Raw genomic sequence first — 21,267 nt, forward strand, 5'->3', positions numbered from 1 at the left:
CCCGCAATCTGTTCCCGCGACCAGCGGTGCTCGTCGTTCAGGTGCACCACGCCGTGATGCTCGTCAGCGATACGGCCTCCGTCAATCACCAAGTCGCCAAATCACGAGATCGAAATCACGAGATCGCCAAATCACGAGATCGCCAGATCAGAATCCCTTGCCCAACCGCTCTTGCAGTTTCTCGCGATAACCGCGGCTCAGTGTCAGCCGCGTGCCGTTCTGCAGCACCACCACATACTCACCGTTGAACCACGGCTGCATCTCCTTGATGCGGTCGGTGTTGACGATGCGCGAGCGGTGGATGCGGACGAAGCGCTGGGTATCGAGCCGCCCTTCCATGTTGTTCATGGTCTCGCGGAACAGGTGCGACTCGCCGCTGAGGTGCAGGCGCACGTAGTTGCCGGCCGCCTCGATCCAGTCGATTTCCTGCGTGCGCAGGAAGAACACACGGCCGGCCGACTTGACCACGAGGCGGTCGAGGCGCTGCGGCTCCGGTTTGATGTCCTGCACCAGCGCCATCAGCCGCTTGCCGAGGTCGCCGGCGCGGCGCCGTTCGAGGTGCTCGCGGGCGTGCTGCAGCGTTTGCGCGAAGCGGTCGCGGCCGAACGGCTTGAGCAGGTAGTCGATCGCATGCACTTCGAAGGCCTTGAGCGCGTACTCGTCGTAGGCCGTCACGAACACCACCGCCGGCGGCTGCTCGGCGCCCAGTTGCTGGATCACGCCGAAGCCATCGCACGCCGGCATCTGCACGTCCAGGAACACCAGGTCGGGATGTTGCGATTGGATGGCCGAGACGGCCTGGGTGCCGTCGGAATATTCCCCGACCACCTCGATGTCTTTCTCCTGGTTGAGCATCCCGATGATGCGCTCGCGCGCCATCGGCTCGTCGTCCACTACCACCGTGCGAATCTTGGTCACGCCACACCCTCCACGGCCCTGTCGTCTCTCACCTCAACTGCAAGCTCAGCCATCGGAATGGCGATGAGCACAAGCAACCCGCCCTCGGCAGGCTGCCGAAATTCAAACCGGTGCAGCGACCCGTACAAGTGACCGAGGCGCGACCGGGTATTCGAAAGCCCCACGCCGCGGTTGAAGTCAGTCAACCGCGCCGCCGAGAGCCCCACACCGTTGTCTTGCACGTCCAGTTCGAGCATGGCCCCGACACGGCGGGACCGGACCACGATTTGGCCAGGTGTGGGCCTGGGACCAATACCGTGCTTGATGGCATTTTCGACGAGCGGCTGGAGCAAAAGGTTGGGCACCAGGGCGTCCAGGGTGTCCGCCTGGATGTCGAATACAACAGAGAGACGGTCGCGGAAGCGAGTTTGTTCGATCTCCAGATACTTGGAGAGGAAGTCCAGCTCCTCTTTCAGCTCCACCTGCTGGACCCCGACCCGGTGGAGCGACATGCGGAGCAGGTCGCTCAGCCGCGCGATCATCGCGTCGGCGGCGTCCACGTCCCGGTGCATCAACGCCGAAATGGTGTTCAGCGTGTTGAACAGGAAGTGCGGCTGCATCTGCCGCTGGAGCGTGTGGAGCTGCGCCTCGACGAGGCGGGTTTCCATTTGCGCCGCGCTCAATTCCCTGGCGCGCGCCTGGTGGCTGTACCGGAGGGCGTGGCTGACGCCGACGATCGTCCAGTAGGTCATCATCTCCCAGTCGAAATTCAGGAAGAACATCCGCTGCGCTTCCATCAGCCACGAGTCGAGGGATTCGCCCACCACCCAGTAGGTGGCCATGCGCGAGGCCACGGCCATGGCCACGTGCAGCAGCGTCGCCGCGAACACGCCGGCGATGTGAATGGGGATCGCCGACTTGAACGTCGCCCGCTCGAAGGGAAACCTGTTCGACAGCCAGATGATGCCTGGCGTGAGCACCGCCCACGAGTACCAGTAGGTGAGGTTGAGCGCGAGCAACAGGCTGAAGGCCGCCGGCTTCGCGGTAAAGGTCGAGATGAAGTAGAACGCTGCGAAGGCCGAGAAGAACCCGAGCGCGGTGGCAACGCTGAAGATCACACGAACGGGCACACGTCCGGGAGTGGGAGCCATGACGGCACTATCGACTTGCCGCGGCCTGCGGTCAAGCAGGTTGCCACTCGTCACACCATTCGTCCCAGGTCGCCGCATCTCAACGGCGCTATAGCGAAGAGCGTGCCGCATCCGGTCAATGGGATTTGTCGCGTGTTTTCAGGGATAGGCCGCGTGACAGCGCGGATGAGATCCGGTGAATTGAAGAACCGCGCGGTTCAGTTGTTCGGTTTCAAAATCAAGAATCCCAAAGGTGGGACGGTCAGGCGGAGCGACCACGGATGCCCGTGCGCCGGTTCCGCCTCCGCGTTCACGTGTCCCGCGTTCCCCACGTTGCTGCCGCCGTACGCCTCGGCGTCGCTGTTGAGGAGCTCTCGGTACGCGCCAGGCGCGGGGACGCCCAGGCGATAGTCGCGGCGAGGCACGGGCGTGAAGTTGACGAGGGCGATGGTGAAGGCCCCCTCGTGAGCCCGTCTCATCAACGCAATCACGCTCCGCTCCGCATCGTCGCAGTCGATCCACGAGAATCCGGCCGGGTCGTTGTCGGCCTCCCACAGCGAGGGCTCCTCGCGGTAAACGCGATTGAGGTCGCGCACCCACCGTTGCAGGCCGGCGTGGCGAGGGTCGCCGAGCACTTCCCAGTCAAGCTGCCAGTCGTGGTCCCATTCGCGCCACTGGCCAATCTCGCCGCCCATGAACAGCAGCTTCTTGCCGGGGTGCACGTACATGTAGCCATAGAGCGCGCGCAGGCCCGCGTGCTTCTGCCACACGTCGCCGGGCATCTTGCCGAGCATCGATTTCTTGCCGTAGACCACTTCGTCGTGCGAGAACGGCTGGATGAAGCGCTCGCTATAGGCGTAGACCATCGAGAAGGTGATCTTGTTGTGGTGCCATTTGCGGTGGACCGGATCCTCCTTCGCGTAGTCGAGCATGTCGTGCATCCAGCCCATGTTCCACTTGTAGGTGAATCCGAGGCCGCCGGCGGCGATCGCGTGCGTGACGCCGGGCCACGAGGTGGATTCTTCGGCGCAGACCACGGCGCCCGGGCATTCGTGCTCGACCAGTTGGTTGAGGTGCTTGACGAACTCCACGGCCTCGAGGTTTTCGCGGCCGCCGAACCGATTGGGGACCCACTGCCCCTGTTCCCGCGAGTAGTCGAGATACAACATCGACGCCACGGCATCGACGCGCAGCCCGTCGATGTGGAACTCGCGGAGCCAGAACAGCGCGTTGCTCAGGAGAAACGAGCGGACCTCATGGCGCCCGTAGTTGAAGACGAGCGTGCCCCAGTCCTGGTGCTCGCCCTGCCGCGGGTCGGCGTGCTCGTAGAGCGCGGTGCCGTCGAAGCGCGCGAGTCCGTGCTGGTCCTTCGGGAAATGCCCCGGCACCCAGTCGAGCAGCACGCCGATGCCGGCCTGGTGAAACGCCTCGACCAGCGCCTTGAAGTCGTCGGGCGTGCCGAAGCGGCTGGTCGGCGCGAAGAAGCCAATCACCTGGTAGCCCCAGGAGCCGGTGAACGGATGCTCCATGATGGGCAGCAGCTCGACGTGGGTGTAGCCCATCTCCTTCACGTAGGGGACGAGCCGCTCGATCATTTCGCGGTAGGTCAGCAGCCGGCCATCGGCCGACCGCTGCCAGCTTCCGAGGTGGACCTCGTACACCGACATCGGCCTCTTCAGCCACTGCCCGCTGGCCGCGCGCGACGCCATCCAGTGGTCGTCTTTCCACGGGTAGGGCTCGTCGTGCCACACGATCGACGCGGTTTGCGGGGGCGGCTCGAAGCGGCGCCCGCACGGGTCGGCCTTGAGCACGGCGTGCCCGTCGGCGCCAATCACCTCGAACTTGTAGCGGTCGCCCTGGCCGAGGTCGGGCAGGAAGATCTCCCAGTAGCCGGACGGACGGATGGCGCGCATCGGGTGGACGCGGCCGTCCCAGCCGTTGAAGTCGCCGACCACGCTGACCCGCTGCGCGTTGGGCGCCCACACCGCGAAGTGAACGCCGCGGCGAATGCCATGGGTGATGGCACGGGCGCCCAGCCGCTCGTAGACGCGGTAGTGCGTGCCCTCGCCGAGCAGGTGGAGATCGAAATCGGTCAGCACCGGCCCATAGCGATACGGATCATCCATCTCGGTGGACGACCCATCGGGCCACACCAGCCGGAGGCGGTAATCGAAATCGGCCCGGCACTCGTTGGGCACCACCACCTCGAACAGGCCTTCCGGATGGAGGCGCGTGCAGGCGATGACGTCGGGCTGGCCAAAGGCCACCACCTCGAGGCCACGCACGTGCGGACGGAAGACGCGGATGGCGACACCCGTGTCCGCGTCATGCGGACCGAGGATGGCAAAGGGATCGGGATGCATGCCTCGCACGAGGGCGTCGATCTCGGTGCGCGCCAACTTCGAGGGCATATCCGTATGCTACTCTGCCAGCCGCCATGAACAGACGACGCTTCTTCTCGGCCGTGACCAGCGCCTTTGCCGCCGGCGCCGCCGCGCCCGCGCTGGCCCAGCAATCCGCGGCCGCGCCCGCCCGCATCGATCGCCTCCGCCTCGACGCCGCCGAGAGCATTTTCGGCGTGGACTTCACCGAGGCCGAAGAGCAGATGGCGCTCAACAGCGTCAACCGCAATCTCGACAGCTTCGAGCAGTTGCGCAAGCTCACCGTGCCGCTCGACACCGAGCCCGCCATCACGTTCAGGCCGTACCTGCCCGGGAAGCGGCCCACCGGCAAGGCCACTCCGGGGGCTCGTCTGCGCGTGACCAGGACCACGGTGCCCACCAGCCTCACCTCCGAACAGATCGCGTTTCTTCCGGTGACCGCCCTGGCGGCGTTGATCGAGAGCAAGCGCATCACGTCAACCGAGCTCACGAAGATCTATCTCGATCGGCTGAAGAAGCACGGCGACACGCTCAAGTGCGTGGTCACGCTGACCGAAGACCTCGCGCTCACGCAGGCCGCCGACGCCGATGCGGAGATCAAGGCCGGCAAGTACCGCGGGCCGCTGCACGGCATTCCCTGGGGCGCCAAGGATCTGCTGGCCGCCAGGGGCTACAAGACCACCTGGGGCGCGACGCCGTACAAGGACCAGGTCATCGATCTCGACGCCACCGTGGTCGAGCGGTTGCGCGACGCCGGCGCCGTGCTGGTCGCCAAGCTGTCGATGGGCGCGCTGGCGCAGGGCGGCGTCTGGTTCGGCGGCTCGACGCGCAATCCGTGGAACACGGAACGCAGCTCGAGCGGCTCGTCCGCCGGCCCGGGCGCGGCCACGGCCGCCGGCCTGGTCGGCTTCTCGATCGGCACCGAGACCCTGGGGTCGATCATCTCGCCGTCGGTCACCAACGGCGTCACCGGCCTGCGGCCGACCTACGGCCGCGTCAGCCGCCACGGCGCGATGGCGCTCAGTTGGACCATGGACAAGATCGGGCCGATGTGCCGATCGGTCGAAGACTGCGCGCTGGTCTTGAATGCGATCTACGGAGCCGACGGCCGCGACGACACCGTGACCGACGCGCCGTTCGAGTGGAACCCGGACCGTCCGATCGGGTCGCTGCGAATCGGCTACCTCCAGAAGGAATTCGAGTCGGGCCCGAACAACCCCAACCCGAGCGATGCGCAGCGGCAGGCCGCGGAGGCCCGCAAGGCGATGTACGCGCAGGCCCTCGAGGTGTTCCGCAAGGCCGGGGCGAAGCTGGAACCCCTCGCCCTGCCGGACTTCCCGACCGGCGCGATCGGCTTCGTGCTGAGCGCCGAGGCGGCGGCGGCGTTCGACGACCTCACCCGCAACAAGGAGCAACTGGCCACGCTGACGGCGCAATCACCCGGCGACTGGCCCAACACCTTCCGCAGCTCGCGGTTCATTCCCGCCGTGGAGTACATCCGCGCCATGCGGGCGCGGCGGTTGTTGATGCAGGAGATGGACAAGGTGATGTCGCAGTACGATGTCTTCCTGAGCCCCGCGCCCGGCAGTGCCAGCCTGCAAGTCACCAACCTGACCGGCCATCCCGCGCTCGTGCTCAAGTGCGGGTTCATCGACAACATGCCGGCATCGATCATGATCACCGGGCGGCTCTACGACGAGGCCACGGTCTGCCGCGTCGCGCTCGCCTACGAACAGGCGACCGACTGGCACCGCAAGCACCCGACCATATAGACCACGGTAGGGCACCCCTTTATGGGGTGCCGCCATTCCTGACGGCTACCGCAGGTGTTGGCCGGGCTTGAGCGTCTGGCTCGCCGGCGCCGGAGTGCCCGTTTCAACCCAGCGCACCAGGTGGTCGAACGCCTCGCGCACCGTCGGCAGGTACGACGGCCCCTCCCCCATCGCGTTCGCCACGTCCGCATCGAGCTTCATGCGCGATGTCGCGATGTATTGAAACGACATCACACCGTCATCGTCGCTCGACATGTGCCAGACACCTGCCACCTGGTACAGCCGGTGCGAGGCGCGCGGCTCCGCGCGTTCGGCATAGGCTCGGAGCTCGCGGATCACGAGGTCATCCCACGTCCCCACTACTTCGATGGTGGGCACCTGGATGCGGCCGGTGGTGTCTTCGACCGCCGTCTGCGGCCGCGCCGCCGCCACCACCGCGCCGGACCCGGTGTACGGCCACAGGCGCCGCGCCTCGACCGGCGTGCCAATGGCCTCGGCGTAAGAACGAATCTTGGGATCGGTCGCCGGGACTCCGGCATGCGCGCGCGGATCGATCAACGGCCACAGCGCCGCCATGCGCGTCATGCGATCGAGCCGCGTGACCAGGTCGCCGCCGGCGCCGGCGATGATCAGCGTGCCGGCAAACACTTTTTGCGGATCTTCCGCCGCGAGGCGGGCAATGCCGCCGCCCATGGACAGGCCAACCAGGTACACGCGCACCGGCGCGCGGCCGCCGAGGCGGGCGACCTCGCCTTTCACCAGGTGGGTGAACTCATAGGTGAGCTGCAGGCCACCCGGCGACGACATGGCGCCGTCACGATCGACGCTGGCATAGGCGAACCCGCGGGCCAACGCGTACTGCCCGATCACGTCGTCCAACGCCGTCTCGCTCGTCCCGAACACCTTGCCGGCGCGATCGACGCTGTTGCCGCCGGAGCCGCCGTGCGCGCCGATCACCAGGGCGCCATTCCATTTCAGAGGCGTTCGAATGACAGCGCGCTTACTGACAGATTTGCCACCAAGGCTGCCCGAAACCAAACCTTTGAATTGGCGACCGTCTTTTATGGACGTCTCGGTGTCTAATGTGAAGTGAGATTGCGCGAATGCGCCGCTGGTCACAGCAACCGCAAACAGTACGCTTAGGCACCATCGTTGCATCGGAGCATTGTATGCGCGACATCCTTCATCGTCTCGTGTTTGTCTGGACCACCATCGCATCGGTCGGACTGTTTGGAGACGGGCTCGCTGAAGCGTGCATGTGCCAGCCGGCGACGTGTGGCAATCTGACCCGCGCCGCATCGGTAATCGAAGCGACGGTGGAATCGATCGAGGCCGTGCCGGGCTCGCCAGCGATGCCCGCGAACGCGGCCAGCGCGTCGTCTTTGGGCGTGGGTTCGAAGATCGTGCGGCTGAGAGATGTGAAAGCGTGGCGCGGTGAAGCGCCAACGATGCTCGTGACTGGAGCCGGCGGCGGCGATTGCGGATACGAGTTCTTTCGAGCGGGCACCCGTTATCTGATCGAGACCAATCGGTTGCCCGGAGGCGGCTATGCCGTGAGCATGTGTTCGCTGGTACGCGAAATTCAGCACGCGCAGCCGCTGCTGGAGTATCTCAAGGCGCTCAACGACGGAGTCAAGGAGGTCAGGGTGATTGGCACCGTCGCGCGCATCACAGGATGGCCGCCGTATGAGGACGCGTTCAGGCCGGTCAAGGGCGCAGAGATCACGTTGTCTGGGCCGCGGCAGTTCAAGCGCGTCACCGATGAGGCTGGCGGTTTCGACGCGCGCGGCCTCCCTCCTGGCGCGTATTCGGTGTCGGCACGGGTCGACGGCGCCCCCCTGCGCGCAGATCGTCAGTGGAGCACTTTCGTGATCGAGGAGTCGCCGGCCTGCGTCCAGTTGAATATCCAGGTTCCGGCGACCGGACGCGTGGCGGTTGCCGTCCTCGGAGATGATGGCGCGCCGATGCCAGGGGCCTTTGTTTATCTGGAGTCCGCCGATCATGTTGATCGGGACGGACGCAGGCCGGGCTGGGGACTGACGTTGCCAGAAGGCCAAGCCGTGGTCCCGGACATTCCACCGGGCCGCTACATGATCGCGATCAACCCTGGCGTCGGGCCGTCGCCCGGGTCGCCTTACCTGGAGGCGTCGTCGCCGGTCTTCGTCATCGAAGATGGCAAGACCGCTACTCCACCGCCACTGCGACCTCGGCGCGCGACGAAGATTGCAGTCTCAGGGGTTGTCCGCGACGGCAGCGGCGCGCCACTCGCCGGCGTCGTAGTGGACCAGTGGATTCAGCTGATGAACGGCAGGCGAAGCAGCGACTGGCCTCATCCCAAGACCGACGCGGAGGGTCGGTTCGAAATGCAGCTGTGGAAGGATCAACCCTACGTTGTTACGGTCGGTCCTGAGCGGGACCCATGGGGCCGGATTGAGTTCGTCGCGGACGGCCGCCCGATCGCAGTCACCGCCCGGCCGCGTTGATGCGGCCGCCCACGCGGTTAAGATAGAGACATGACTACTGCAACGTTCGAGACCTCCGAGGGCACCTTCAAGGTCAAGCTCTACGACGACAAGGCGCCGAAGACCGTCGCCAATTTCGTCGGCCTCGCCGACGGCACCAAGGAATGGACCGACCCCAAGACCGGCAAACCGGTCACCCGGCCGTTCTATGACGGGCTGAACTTCCACCGCGTCATCGACGGCTTCATGATCCAGGGCGGCTGCCCGATGGGCAACGGCATGGGCGGCCCCGGCTACAAGTTCGCGGACGAGTTTGGTCCCGGGCTGCGGCACGATCGCGACGGCCTCCTGTCGATGGCCAACTCCGGCCCCAACACCAACGGCAGCCAGTTCTTCATCACGCTCGCGCCGACGCCGTGGCTCGACAACAAGCACGCCATCTTCGGCGAGGTCACCGAGGGCATCGACATCGTCCGCGCCATCGGCAAGGTCAAGACCGCCGCGCAGGATCGCCCGGCGAAGGAGATCGTCGTCAAGTCGGTGAAGATCGAGAAGAGCTAGGCGATGGACCGGCCTTCGCGCCCGCGCGTCGGCCCGGCCAGCCCCGATGTGCTGATGCCGCAGGTCTACGACGAGTTGCGGCGCCTGGCGGCGAATTACCTGCGGCACGAACGCCCGGGGCAGACGCTGCAGGCGACCGCGCTCGTGCACGAAGCGTTCTTGCGGCTCAACGCCGAGAAGAACCACCCCTGGAAGAACCGCACGCACTTTCTCGCCATCGCCGCGCTGTCGATGCGCCAGATTCTCGTGCAGCGCGCCCGCGCCCGCCACGCCGAGAAGCGCGGCGGCGACGCCCAGCGCATCACCCTCGATGAATCGGCGCTCGCCGAGGTCCCCGCCACCCAGCCGGCCGGCGTCGACGTACTCGCCCTCGACGCGGCGCTCGAACGCCTGGCCGCCTTGGAACCGCAGCAGGCGAAGATTGTCGAGTTGCGCTACTTCGGCGGGCTGACGGTCGAAGAAGTCGGCGAGGCCCTCGACATCGCCTCTGCCACGGTGAAGCGCCACTGGACGCTGGCGCGCGCCTGGTTACGCAAGGAATTGGCGGGCCCGCTTGACGCCTGAGCGCTGGCAACGCGTGGGCGCGCTGTTCGATCGCGCGATTGCCGAACCACCGGCCGCGCGCTCGACTGTCGTCCGCGCCTCGTCCGAACCCGCGGACATTCAGGACGAAGTGCTGGCCCTGCTGGCGGCGCACGACACCGGCGACGGGTTTCTCGAGCCGGCCGCCCTGCTCGAAGCCGGCGCCATGGTGGGCGCCTACCGCATTGTCCGCATCCTCGGCCGCGGCGGCATGGGCGTGGTCTACCTGGCCGACGACACGCGGCTGCACCGGCCGGTGGCGCTCAAGGCGCTGCCGCCGCACCTGTTTCGCGATGATCGCATGCGGTCGCGGCTGCGGCAGGAGGCCCGCGCCGCGGCGGCGTTGTCGCATCCCGCCATCGCCACGGTCTATGCGCTCGAGGAGGTCGGCGAACAGCCGTTTATCGCCTCCGAGTACCTGGAAGGCCGCACGCTGCGTGAAGAGCTCGCCGATGGCCCGTTGCCGCCCGATCGCGCCTTGGCCACCACGACGGAAATCGCCCAGGCCCTGGTCGCCGCGCACGACCGCGGCATCGTGCATCGCGACCTCAAGCCCGAGAACATCGTGCGAGGCCCGAACGGCTCGGTGAAGATCCTCGACTTCGGCCTCGCGCAGTTCGACACCGCGGCGCAGGACCTGGCGTCGGTCACGCGACTGACCGAACCCGGCGTGATGGCGGGGACGCCGCCCTACATGGCGCCCGAGCAGTTGCTTGGCCAGCCGACCAGCGCGCGCACCGATCAGTTCGCCTTCGGCGTGTTGCTGTACGAGCTGCTGACCGGCCGCCACCCGTTCGGCGACGGTTCGCTGCCCATGATCATCGCCCGTGTGCTGTCGGCGGAGCCCGAACCCGCGGACGCCATTCCGCCCGACCTGTGGCCCATCATCGCGCGCACGTTGCAGAAAAAACCGGCTGATCGCTTTTCAACCACCGCAGAACTCGCCAGCGCACTGGAGCATCTGGGCCCGCCTTCGCTCGCGCGGGAACCTGGCGCGAGCTACGGCGAGGTCGCGCCGAAGCGGCCCGCGGCCGCGAAGGCGGACACCCCAGGCACCTTGAATGGTGCCAGTGCCTGGTGGCAAACCCACCAACTCGTCGTCGCGCTGGTGTACTGGTTCATGGCGTGGCCGGCATGGGAGGTGCACAAGTGGACCGGCCGTTACGGCGTCCTCAACTTCCTGCTCACGCTCGTCACCATCATCGTCGCGGGCAACCTGCGATTACACCTGTGGTTCACGTCGCGCACCTTCCCGTCGGAACTGGCCGCGCAACGCGCCAACGTCTGGCGCGGCATCCGGGTGGCCGACTACGCGTTCGCGCTGATCATGACGGCCACCGGCCTGGTGATCGCCGACGCCCACACCGGATGGGGCGCGTTGTTCGTGGCTTTCGGCTTGGGTTCAGCACTCGGCTTCCTGGTCATCGAGCCGGCGACGGCACGGGCCGCCTTCGACACAGCTGCCGCCCGGCGGCGTGGATAGCGCGGATTCGCTCCGGGCACTAATTGGGCATTATGGCCAATTAGGGTAAAATACCCACCATGAGTTCCACCCTCACCGATCTGCCGCGGATTCCAGCCTCCGACGTCAAGAAGCGCGGATGGCGCGGGGTCATGCGCGCACTGGCGTCGAAGGGGCCAGTGGTCGTGACGAATCACTCGGAGCCCGAGGCGGTCATTCTCTCCGCCCAGGACTATGCACGCCTCCTCACGATCGTGAAAGAGACCGAGTCGAGAACGGAGGAGGGGCTGGAATCGCTCCGCCGCCGTTTCGACGAACGGCTCGCGGGGCTGCGCCAGCCCGGGGCCGGCGATCGGCTGCGCGCACTCAGCAGGAGCCCGGCGAGACTTCGCGGCAAGGTCAAGGCCGGTACTGGCTACTGATGGCGCGGCCGGTCCTGTACGTGCTGGCCGGCGTGAACGGTGCGGGCAAGAGCTCAATCGGCGGTCACCTGCTGACGCGCGCCGGTCTGGACTGGTTCAACCCCGACACGTTTGCACGCGAACTGATGGCGAGCACCAGCTGCGACCTGGAGTCGGCCAACGCACACGCGTGGACCGAGAGCGTGCGCCGGCTCGACGAAGCGGTGGCGCAGGGACAATCGTACGCGTTCGAGACCACCCTGGGCGGCCGCACCGTTGCCGCGCGAATTCAGGCGGCCACCGACACGCACGACGTGATCATCTGGTTCTGCGGGCTGGATTCTCCTGAGCGGCACCTGCAGCGGGTGCGTGCCCGCGTGTCTCAGGGTGGCCACGACATTCCCGAAGCGAAGATCCGGGCCCGCTATCCACGGGCCCAGCGCAACGTGATCGCCCTGATGCCACACGTGGCCCATATGCGCGTGTACGACAACTCCACGGAAGCGGCGACCGGCTTCCCGGTCCCCGATCCGTTGCTCGTGATGGAGTGGGAACATGGGCATCTCGTGCACCCTCCTGCGCACGACCCGGCCGCCCTCGGGCGCACGCCTGAATGGGCCAAGGCGTTGGTCGAAGCCGCGTTATCGCTCGACTTGCTGAAGGTCAAGGGCGAAAACGCGATATAAAGAGGCCGTGCTCGACGACCTCGTGAATGCCCTTCGCCAATGGCGGCGCACGCCCGTCGTCACCGCCGTGGCGCTGGTGTCGCTTGGCCTCGGCATCGGCGCCAACGTCGCGCTCTTCGGATTGGTTGACACGCTGCTGTTGCGGTCGCTGCCCGTGCGCGATCCGCAATCGCTCATCCGCTTCGCCTGGAACGACAGCCACTTTAGCGGCGCGGCCGACCTCACCATTGCCACGCGGGCGTGGGCGCACGTGCGCGACCAGCAACCGTTTGCCGAATCGGTCTTCGTCGTCGCCAACGATCGCGTGAACCTCGCGCGCGGCGGCGAGGCGCGCCATGTGCCGGCGCTGTTCGTGAGTGGCGGCGGCCTCGACGCGCTGGGCGTGCAGCCGACGATCGGCCGAACGCTACAACCGGCGGACGATCGGCCCGAGGCCCCGCCCGCCGCGATGATCAGTCACGCTTTGTGGCAGCGCGACTACGGCGGCCAGGCGAGCGTCCTCGGCCAGACGATCTTCATCAACGACCAGCCGTTCTCGATTGTCGGCGTCGCCCCGCCATGGTTCTTTGGCGTCGTCGTCGGCCAGGGTGCCGATGTGTTGGTGCCGGTGGCCGCGGAAACGGCGGTGCGCAGAGGGGCCGGCCTGGGCGAGCGGCGCGCCGACACGCCGTGGTTGACACTGTACGGGCGGCTGCGGCCCGGCCAATCCGCCGACGATGCGACCGCGCTGTTGCAGGGGTGGTCGCCTGAATTGCGCGACGGCCTGCGTGGTCCTGTCCCGGTCGGCACGGAGCCGGAGCCATTCATGCCATACGCCATTTCCGGCGCGCAGGGCATTTCGTTCCTGCGGTCGCAATACGAACGACCGCTCCTGGTCCTGCTGGCAGCGGTCGCTCTGGTGCTGCTGATTGCGTGCGCCAACCTCGCGGCCCTGGTGCTGGCGCGATTCACCGATCGCCATCACGAGTTGGGTGTCCGTCTGGCGCTTGGCGCGGGACGGGCGCGCCTGATGCGCATGCTGGTGGCCGAGAGCCTGTTGCTGTCGGCGGCCGGCGCCCTCATCGGCGTCTGGTTCGCGGATGTCGCGGTGGTAGCGGTGATGCCTTACCTGTCATCCAGCAGTACCCAACCAGCGGACCTGCGGGTCGTCATTGACGCGCGCCTGATGGCATTCGCGGCTCTGCTGGCTGTGGGTAGCGGCATCATCTCGGGCGTGGTACCGGCCTGGCGCGCCTCGAGGGTATCGCCACAACTGTCGATGGCGGCGTCAGCCAGGGGCGGTCTTCACGGCAGGCGCGCGGCGCGCAGCATGCGACTGCTGGTGGCGGCGCAGGTCGCGCTCTCGCTGGTGCTGGTGGCCGGCGCTTCGGTGATGGTCCGGTCCTTTGTCGCGCTGACCGCGAACGCGACCGGCGTCGAGCCCGACCGCGTGCTTGTCATGCGCATAAGTGGCGGTCTGGCCGGCGCCGACGCGGCGACCCGCTTCGATCGCATCGAACGCATTCGCCAGTCGCTGGGGGCGCTGCCGGGAGTCGAAGCCGTATCGGCGGGCATGTTCACGCCGCTCAGCGGCATCATGTCGGTGTCGCGGGTGGACGTCCCCGGGAGTCTCTTCAATCCCGCGAGCGGTAACGGCACGACCGTGCTGAACGGCCGGGGCAGCGGCTTCGGCCCCTTCAACCAGGTCCTGCCGGGATTCTTTCGTGTCGTCGGCACGCCGATCATCAACGGCCGGGACTTCGATGACCGCGACGGGCCGGCATCCCAGCCCGTGGCCATCGTGAACCAGGCGTTCGCGGCGCGTCACTTTGGCGACGGCAATCCGATCGGCCGGACACTCTCCGTCAATGGCAAGACGCTCGCAATCGTCGGTGTCGCCGCCGATTCGCGCCTCATGACACTGAAGGAGACGGCACCGATGGCGCTGGCATTCGGCGTGGTGAGCCAGGTGCTTACTACTGGCCCCATCCCCTCGCTTCGCTTCGCGATGCGCAGCCAGGATCCCGACGCCCTGCGTGCCCCGGCCGCTGCGGCCGTCCGCAACGTCGATCCCCGGCTGACTCTCGAGTTCAGGACGATGCGGGATGAAGCGGAGGCGTCGGTGAACCGAGAACGATTGATGGCGTGGCTAGCGGGCCTGTTCGCCGCGCTCGGCCTCACCATGGCGGTGACAGGCCTCTATGGCACGTTCACCTACGCGGTGGCGCGGCGCCGCGGAGAGATCGGTGTGCGCATAGCGCTGGGGGCCGCGCGCGCCGATATTCTGCGAATGGTGTTGCGCGAAGCCGGGGTCGTCTTGGCGATCGGCACCGTCATCGGACTCGCGGGCGCGCTCGCGAGCGGCCGCCTGCTGCAGAGCCTGCTGTTCGCGACCAGCGCGCGCGACCCCTGGATGCTCACCGTCGCCCTCACGGGCGTAGTCGGCGCGGCGGTGGTGGCCAGCCTGGTTCCCGCGCGGCGCGCGTCACGGATCGACCCGATCGCCGCTTTGCGGGAAGAATAGCAGCCATGATCTGGGATCAGGACACCGAACTGCATCGAGACCCGCCGGCCTGGTCGCTGACGGGCCGCATGTACCTGTGGGCCGACGGCTCGCCCGCGCACGTCCAGCAGGAGCGGTTCCGGTTGATGGGTTCGGGCTGGGAAGCCTACGCCTTGATCAGCCGCAGCACGCAGTCCGGCAACAAGTGGCTGCCCCTCACGCTCCGCCTCGAAGCGGACGTGCGGGCCCAGTGGGAACAATCCGGGATCGACGCGGTCAACCACATCTTCGAGCAGCTCTCGAACTACCTGCTGCTCCGCGAGTGGTACGACGACGACCTGGGTGTCCTCTACCTGAAGTAGTGCGCCAAGGGCGCCAGGCACCCTACTTCTTCTTTTCGTCGGCCGCCGGCAGTTGCGGAAGGCCGCTTGAACTCGAAGGCGCGATCAAGCCGGCCTGCGAGTAAATCAGCAGCTTCTCCCGCGTATCGACGATGTCGAGGTTGCGCATCGTCAGCTGGCCGATGCGATCCTGCGGCGTGAAGAACACTTCCTCACCCTTCTCCATCGTCAGGCGTTCCGGCTTGTAGGTCAGGTTCGGGCTCGAGGTCTCGAGAATCGAGTAGTCGTTGCCGCGCCGAAGCTCAACGGTCACCTCGCCGGTCACGGGGCGCGCGACCCAGCGCTGGGCGCTCTCGCGCAGCATCAGCGTCTGCGGATCGAACCAGCGCCCCTGATACAGCAGCCGGCCGAGGCGACGGCCGTTGTTGCGGTACTGCTCGATGGTGTCTTCGTTGTGGATGCCGGTGATCAGGCGCTCGTAGGCGATGAACAGCAGCGCCAGGCCCGGCGCCTCGTAGATGCCGCGGCTCTTCGCTTCGATGATGCGGTTCTCGATCTGATCGCTCATACCCAGGCCGTGGCGGCCGCCAATGACGTTGGCCGCCATGAACATGTCGAGCGCAGTGGCGAACGTCTTGCCGTTCAACGCCACCGGGTGTCCCTCTTCGAACCGGATGGTCACCGTCTCCGGCTTGACCGCGACATCCTCACGCCAGAACGCGACGCCCATGATCGGCTGGACGATGGTGATGCCCTTGTTGAGGAATTCGAGATCCTTGGCTTCGTGGGTGGCGCCGAGAATGTTGGAGTCGGTCGAGTAGGCCTTCTCGACGCTCATCTTGTACTGGAAGCCGTGCCGGATCATGTACTCCGACATCTCCTTGCGGCCGCCGAGCTCGTCGATGAACTGCTGGTCGAGCCACGGCTTGTAGATGCGGAGGTTCGGGTTGGCGAGCAGGCCGTAGCGGTAGAACCGCTCGATGTCGTTGCCCTTGTAGGTGCTGCCGTCGCCCCAGATGTTGACGGCGTCTTCGCGCATGGCGGCGACCAGCATCGTGCCGGTGACCGCGCGTCCGAGGGGCGTGGTGTTGAAGTAGGTCTGGCCCGCCGTGGTGATGTGGAACGCACCGCACTGCAGCGCCGCCATGCCTTCGGCCACCAGCTGCGCCCGACACTCGATCAGCCGCGCCTTCTCGGCGCCGTAGCTGATCGCCTTGCGGGGAATCTCGTCGTAATCGGCTTCGTCGGGCTGGCCGAGGTTCGCCGTATAGGCGTAGGGCACCGCGCCCTTTGCCCGCATCCAGTGCAGGGCGGCGCTGGTGTCGAGGCCGCCCGAAAAGGCGATGCCGACGTTCTCTCCGACGGGAAGGCTCTGAAGGATGTTGGGCACGTCTCAATGTTAATTCAGGAACCGTTCGATCTCTGCGACGACGCGCGAGGGCTCCTCTTCGTGGGGCCAATGGCCCGAGTGTTCGAGGCGGACCACCGAGGCGTGCGGCAGTAGCGCCTGCCAGCGCGCCAGGTGGTAAGGCTTGAAGGCGGTGTCTTTCATGCCCCAGAGCACCAGCGTTGGCACGCGCAGGCGGGGGAGCGCGTCCAGGAGTGACTGGTAATGCGCGCGCGATCCAAGCAGCGCCCGGGCCAGCGTATGCAGCACCTGGACGCGGGCCTCGCGGTCGCGGAACACCTCGAGATACTGGCGATGAATGGCCTTGGTCAGCAGCTTTCGATCGCCGTAGGCCGACGGCATGATCAGCCGCTGTGAGGCGTTGGCGTAGCGATAGAGGAAGCGCCCCACCGCGCCGCCGATCAGCTTCGCGGGTCCGGCCATGGCCCGGTCGTCATCGATGGGCCACGCGAACGTGTTGAGGATGACGAGCTTCCGGACCGGTGATGACGCGCGCACGGCAAGCGGCAGGCCGATGGGTCCGCCGAAGTCGTGCACCACCAGGGTGAACGCGTCCAATCCCAGCTGGTCCACGAACTCGCGGAGCGCTTCCGCATGCGCCTCGGGTGTGTAGGCAAAGCCCGGCGCGCGTTCCGACAGGCCAAACCCGAAATGGTCCGGCGCGACGCACCGATACCGTTTCGAGAGCGCGGCGATCACGTGCCGGTACTCGAAGGACCAGGTCGGCGTGCCGTGGACCAGCAGGACCGGCGGACCGGTGCCCTCGTCCACGTAGTGCATGTCCCCTGCTGACAGCGACACATGGCGGGACTGAAAGGGGTATGCCCCACGGTCCACCCACGAGGAATCAGGACTTATGGCCTCCCAATTTATGGAAGGCCATCCGATCTGTCCAGCCGCCGCGACTCGAACAGCGCTAGAGCCGTCCGGTCAAGACCAGCACCAACAGCACGATGAGGACGATCGTCAGCGTGCTGGTCGGGGCGTATCCCCACGAACGGCTGTGCGGCCATGCCGGGAGCGCGCCCAGGGCCATCAAGACGAGAATCACGAGGAGGATCGTTAACATACCCGGCTGAAAAGCAATTCGCGGTCCAACCCGGGGACGACCGATCCAGCGGCCGAGGGTGCCAAATAGTCAGCCCGACTGCCCAGATTGGGTAGCCACCGGGCCACTTCCGCGGAAGGCAGGGCCGGCGGATAGCCAAAATCGTGGCATCGATCTTGATGATGTCAGGAGCACGAAGACGACTGGTACTATGGTGAGCAACCGCGAGACCGTTACTCGGGACCGACATTGGTAGCCCGTCCGCACCGGCCGGCGCGACCTGTGCACACACTAGGGGCACGCCATCTGGGCAGGGTTCTTGGATTGCCGGAGGGCATCTGTTTCTCCATCGATGGGATGTTGAACTTCGGGACGGCGACAAGCCATTTCGCGACGAGTTGCTCAGCTCTGAGCGGCTCGAGGAGCGCGCGCTCGCCCTGGCGGCGAGCTTCACGGTCGATCCCAACCGGCGCCGCACGCGGAGTATCTATCCTCGGCTGACCCTGAACGCGCGCGTCCTGCGCCACGTCTACCAGACGCTGGCGGAAGACGTCCACGAAGGCGAATTCGTCACGCCGGCCACCGAGTGGTTCCTCGACAACTATCACCTCATCTCGGCGGAGATCGTCGAGATCCGCGAGCAAATGCCGCGGCGGTTCTACCGGGAGCTGCCGGCGCTGGCGACGCGCGAGAAAGCCGGCGACGCCCGCATCTACGCGATTGCCATCGAACTGCTGCGCCATAGCGACAGCCGGCTCGAGGTGCCGCAGCTGACCCAGTTCCTCAACAGTTACCAGCGCGTGGCGCCACTCACCATCGGCGAGCTGTGGGCGTGGCCGATCATGCTGAAACTGGCACTGATTGAGAACCTGCGCCGGCTGGTGTCGGAACTCCTGGCGTCAAGCACCGCGCGGCACGCGGCCGACGTCCACGTCGCCCGCATCGACGCCGGCTCGCCCGAGGCGGCGGTCCGCATTCCCGAAGACTCGCCCGACGCCTACCTCGTGCAGATGCTCCACCGCGCACGCGAGTACGACGCGCGCCGGTCGCCGCTGCGCGCGGCCCTGGAAGCCCACCTCATCGCCCGCAACACGGTCGCCGAGGAAATCGTGCGCGCGGAGCACCAGCGCCAGGCGACCAGCCAGGCGTCGGTGGCCAACGCCATCACCAGTTTGCGCCTGTGCGCGACCATCGACTGGCGTAATTACGTCGAATCGGTGAGCCTCGTCGACAGCGTGCTGCGCCGCGACCCGGGCGGGATGTACGCGCGCATGGACTTCCTGAGCCGCGACCGCCAGCGCCAGGCGGTCGAGGAACTCGCCGAGCCGAGCGGTGAAGCGCAGATCCGCGTTGCCCTCAAGGCGGTCGAGTCGGCGCGCCAGGCGGCGGAACGCAAGGTGCCGCGTGCCGCGGCGCACGTCGGCTACCACCTCGTCGGCAAGGGCCGCGAGGGCCTCGAGATTGACCTCGCCTATCGCCCGAAGCTTCGCCTCCGCATCCGGCGGTTTGGCCTGCGGCACGCCACCGGCGGCTACCTCGGATCGATCACGCTGCTGACGCTGCTGCTCGTCGCCGGCGGGCTGTGGTACGCGCGCACGGCCGGCGCGTCGCCGCCGTGGCTGGGCCTGGCCGCCCTGCTGCTGTTGATCCCGGCCAGCGATCTCGCCCTCAGCCTGGTGCAGCGGGTGGTGACATGGCGGGTGCCGCCGCAGCGGCTGCCGCGGCTCGACCTGACTGACGGCGTGCCGGAGGAGGGGCGCACCATGGTGGTGGTGCCGACGCTGCTGACCAGCGTGCGCAACGTGCAGCAGCGCCTCGAGCACCTCGAAGTGGTGGCGCTCGGCAACCTCGACCCCCAGGTGCACTTCGCGCTGCTCACCGACTTTCTCGACGCGCCGCAGGCGGAGATGCCCGGGGAAGAGGTGGTGCTGGCGGCCGCCCGCGCGGGCATCGAGGCCTTGAACGCGCAGTTCACCGGCGGCGGGCCGCGCTTCTTCCTGTTCCATCGCGAACGCCTCTGGAACCCGCGCGAGCAGGTGTGGATGGGGTGGGAACGCAAGCGCGGCAAGCTCGAGGAGTTCAACCGCCTGCTGCGCGGCGCCACCGACACCAGCTTCTCGACCCAGGTCGGGCCGCTCGAACTGCTGCCGGGGGTGCGTTACTGCATCACCCTGGACTCCGACACGCAGCTGCCGCGCGACGCGGCACGCGAGCTGATCGGCATCATCCTCCACCCGCTCAATCAGCCCGTCGTCCATCCGACCTTGAAGCGCGTGGTCGAGGGCTACGCCGTGCTCCAGCCGCGCGTCAGCGTGACCATGGCCAGCGCGGCGGGGTCGCTGTTCGCCCGGACCTACGCCGGCCACACCGGCGTCGATCCCTACACGACGGCGGTGTCGGACGTCTACCAGGACCTGTTCGGCGAGGGCATCTACACCGGCAAGGGCCTCTACGACGTCGATGCGTTCATGGCCGCGCTCGAGGGCCGCGTCCCCGAGAACGCGTTGCTGTCGCACGACCTGTTCGAGGGCATTCACGCCCGCGCCGCACTGGTCACCGACGTCGAACTGGTGGACGACTACCCCTCCAACGTGCTCGTGCACGCCAAGCGGCAGAACCGGTGGGTCCGCGGCGACTGGCAGATCCTGTGGTGGCTGTTCCCGTGGGTGCCGACGCGCACCGGCCTCGAGCGCAATCGCCTGCCGCTGATCTCGCGCTGGAAGATCCTCGACAACCTGCGGCGCAGCCTGGTCGCGCCGGCGCTGGTCGCGCTGTTCATCGCCGGCTGGGCGTTCCTGCCGGGCGCGCCGCTGGCCTGGACGCTGATGGCGCTGGCCGGGATCGGCTTCCCCCTCGTGGCGCGGCTGGCGCAGATCCTGGGCGGGCCCCAGCGCGGTCAAGGGATCCGCGTCCACCTGCGCGCGGCCGCCGAGGACCTGGAGGCCGACCTCGCGCGCGTCAGCCTGCAACTCACCTTCCTGGCGCACCAGGCGTGGGACATGCTCCACGCCGTCGGCGTCACGCTGGCGCGGCTGCTGACCGGACACGGCCGGCTGCTGCAATGGGAGACCGCGGCCGCGGTGGCCCAGCAGCACGGCGAGCTGAAGGCCGCGGAGTTCTACGAGGCGATGCGGGCCAGCCCGGTGATCGCCGGCCTCGGCCTCATCCTCGTGATCATCGCCAGGCCGTCGGCGCTGCCGGTCGCCCTGCTGATTCTCGCGCTGTGGGTGGCGGCGCCGCTGATCGCATTCGTGCTCAGCAAGCCGGTCCCCTCGCTGCGGCCCGACCTCGCCGATGAGGATCGCGACTACCTGCGAATGGTCGCGGAAAGGACGTGGCGCTACTTCGACACGTTCGTCACCGAGGAACACCGATTCCTGCCGCCCGACAACGTGCAGTTCGATCCGGAACCGCGGGTCGCGCACCGGACCTCGCCCACCAACATCGCGATGGGCCTGCTCGCCACGCTGTCGGCCCACGACCTCGGCTTCATCGACACCGGCTCGCTGATCGCGCGGCTCGAGGCCACCCTCACCACGCTCGACCGCCTCGAGCATCACGAGGGCCACCTGCTGAACTGGTACGACACCCGCACCCTCGAGCCGCTGCTGCCGAAGTACGTCTCCACCGTGGACAGCGGCAACCTGGCCGGCG

General features: G+C 67.2%; 17 protein-coding genes. 10 read left to right on the forward strand and 7 right to left on the reverse strand.

The genetic code is table 11. The features are described from left to right. Positions 1–147 precede the first annotated feature (147 nt). The 3 genes from WC815_19145 to glgB form a co-directional block, all read right to left on the reverse strand. Positions 148–918, reverse strand: coding sequence for a LytTR family DNA-binding domain-containing protein (locus WC815_19145; protein ID MFA5910899.1), 771 nt, complete (start codon positions 916–918; stop codon positions 148–150). After that, on the reverse strand, positions 915–2,048 hold the full coding sequence (locus tag WC815_19150) for a sensor histidine kinase (protein ID MFA5910900.1): 1,134 nt from the start codon (positions 2,046–2,048) through the stop codon (positions 915–917). The genes WC815_19145 and WC815_19150 overlap by 4 nt, the downstream gene beginning before the upstream one ends. A 197-nt stretch (positions 2,049–2,245) precedes the next feature. Further along, positions 2,246–4,438: a 1,4-alpha-glucan branching protein GlgB gene (gene glgB, locus WC815_19155; GenBank protein ID MFA5910901.1), complete on the reverse strand. Its 2,193-nt coding sequence runs from the start codon at positions 4,436–4,438 to the stop codon at positions 2,246–2,248. Positions 4,439–4,464: 26 nt separating this feature from the next. Between glgB and WC815_19160 the strand changes: the two genes are divergently transcribed. Next, positions 4,465–6,180, forward strand: coding sequence for an amidase (locus WC815_19160; protein MFA5910902.1), 1,716 nt, complete (start codon positions 4,465–4,467; stop codon positions 6,178–6,180). A 45-nt stretch (positions 6,181–6,225) separates the two neighbouring features. On the opposite strand, the gene WC815_19165 is transcribed toward WC815_19160, so the two are convergent. After that, on the reverse strand, positions 6,226–7,137 hold the full coding sequence (locus WC815_19165) for an alpha/beta fold hydrolase (protein ID MFA5910903.1): 912 nt from the start codon (positions 7,135–7,137) through the stop codon (positions 6,226–6,228). Positions 7,138–7,349: 212 nt separating this feature from the next. On the opposite strand from WC815_19165, the gene WC815_19170 reads away from it, so the two are divergent. The 8 genes from WC815_19170 to WC815_19205 are packed head-to-tail and all read left to right on the forward strand — an operon-like array spanning position 7,350 to position 15,178. Continuing rightward, positions 7,350–8,663 carry a carboxypeptidase regulatory-like domain-containing protein gene (locus WC815_19170; GenBank protein MFA5910904.1) on the forward strand — a complete coding sequence of 438 codons (1,314 nt, stop codon included), beginning with the start codon at positions 7,350–7,352 and terminating at the stop codon, positions 8,661–8,663. Between the two features lie 30 nt (positions 8,664–8,693). Beyond that, positions 8,694–9,203: a peptidylprolyl isomerase gene (locus tag WC815_19175; protein ID MFA5910905.1), complete on the forward strand. Its 510-nt coding sequence runs from the start codon at positions 8,694–8,696 to the stop codon at positions 9,201–9,203. Between the two features lie 3 nt (positions 9,204–9,206). Continuing rightward, positions 9,207–9,767 carry an ECF-type sigma factor gene (locus WC815_19180; GenBank protein MFA5910906.1) on the forward strand — a complete coding sequence of 187 codons (561 nt, stop codon included), beginning with the start codon at positions 9,207–9,209 and terminating at the stop codon, positions 9,765–9,767. Continuing rightward, positions 9,757–11,268 (forward strand): serine/threonine-protein kinase, encoded by a 1,512-nt coding sequence (locus WC815_19185; protein MFA5910907.1) that lies wholly within the window; start codon positions 9,757–9,759, stop codon positions 11,266–11,268. The genes WC815_19180 and WC815_19185 overlap by 11 nt, the downstream gene beginning before the upstream one ends. Before the next feature lie 59 nt (positions 11,269–11,327). Beyond that, positions 11,328–11,669, forward strand: a complete 342-nt coding sequence (locus WC815_19190; GenBank protein ID MFA5910908.1) for a type II toxin-antitoxin system prevent-host-death family antitoxin — start codon at positions 11,328–11,330, stop codon at positions 11,667–11,669. Continuing rightward, positions 11,669–12,334: an AAA family ATPase gene (locus WC815_19195; GenBank protein ID MFA5910909.1), complete on the forward strand. Its 666-nt coding sequence runs from the start codon at positions 11,669–11,671 to the stop codon at positions 12,332–12,334. Before WC815_19190 ends, WC815_19195 begins: the two co-directional genes overlap by 1 nt. Before the next feature lie 7 nt (positions 12,335–12,341). Then, a complete protein-coding gene (locus WC815_19200) occupies positions 12,342–14,837 on the forward strand; it encodes an ABC transporter permease (GenBank protein ID MFA5910910.1) in 2,496 nt (831 codons plus the stop codon). A 5-nt stretch (positions 14,838–14,842) separates the two neighbouring features. Next, entirely contained in the window at positions 14,843–15,178 is a 336-nt protein-coding gene (locus tag WC815_19205; protein MFA5910911.1) for a hypothetical protein, read from the forward strand. A gap of 22 nt (positions 15,179–15,200) precedes the next feature. Here the strand turns inward: WC815_19205 and argG are convergent, their stop codons facing one another. The 3 genes from argG to WC815_19220 form a co-directional block, all read right to left on the reverse strand. Further along, the gene (gene argG / locus WC815_19210) at positions 15,201–16,547 is read right to left on the reverse strand and encodes an argininosuccinate synthase (protein ID MFA5910912.1); all 1,347 of its coding nucleotides are present in this window, start codon (positions 16,545–16,547) and stop codon (positions 15,201–15,203) included. Positions 16,548–16,556: 9 nt separating this feature from the next. After that, the gene (locus tag WC815_19215; protein MFA5910913.1) at positions 16,557–17,366 is read right to left on the reverse strand and encodes an alpha/beta fold hydrolase; all 810 of its coding nucleotides are present in this window, start codon (positions 17,364–17,366) and stop codon (positions 16,557–16,559) included. Positions 17,367–17,481: 115 nt separating this feature from the next. Beyond that, positions 17,482–17,634, reverse strand: a complete 153-nt coding sequence (locus tag WC815_19220) for a DUF3309 family protein (GenBank protein MFA5910914.1) — start codon at positions 17,632–17,634, stop codon at positions 17,482–17,484. A gap of 377 nt (positions 17,635–18,011) precedes the next feature. Between WC815_19220 and WC815_19225 the strand changes: the two genes are divergently transcribed. Next, positions 18,012–21,267 (forward strand): protein ndvB (locus WC815_19225; GenBank protein MFA5910915.1); only part of this gene is annotated, 3,256 nt, incomplete at its 3' end.

The organism is Vicinamibacterales bacterium (assembly GCA_041659285.1).
In the GTDB taxonomy this organism is placed as follows: domain Bacteria; phylum Acidobacteriota; class Vicinamibacteria; order Vicinamibacterales; family UBA2999; genus 12-FULL-67-14b.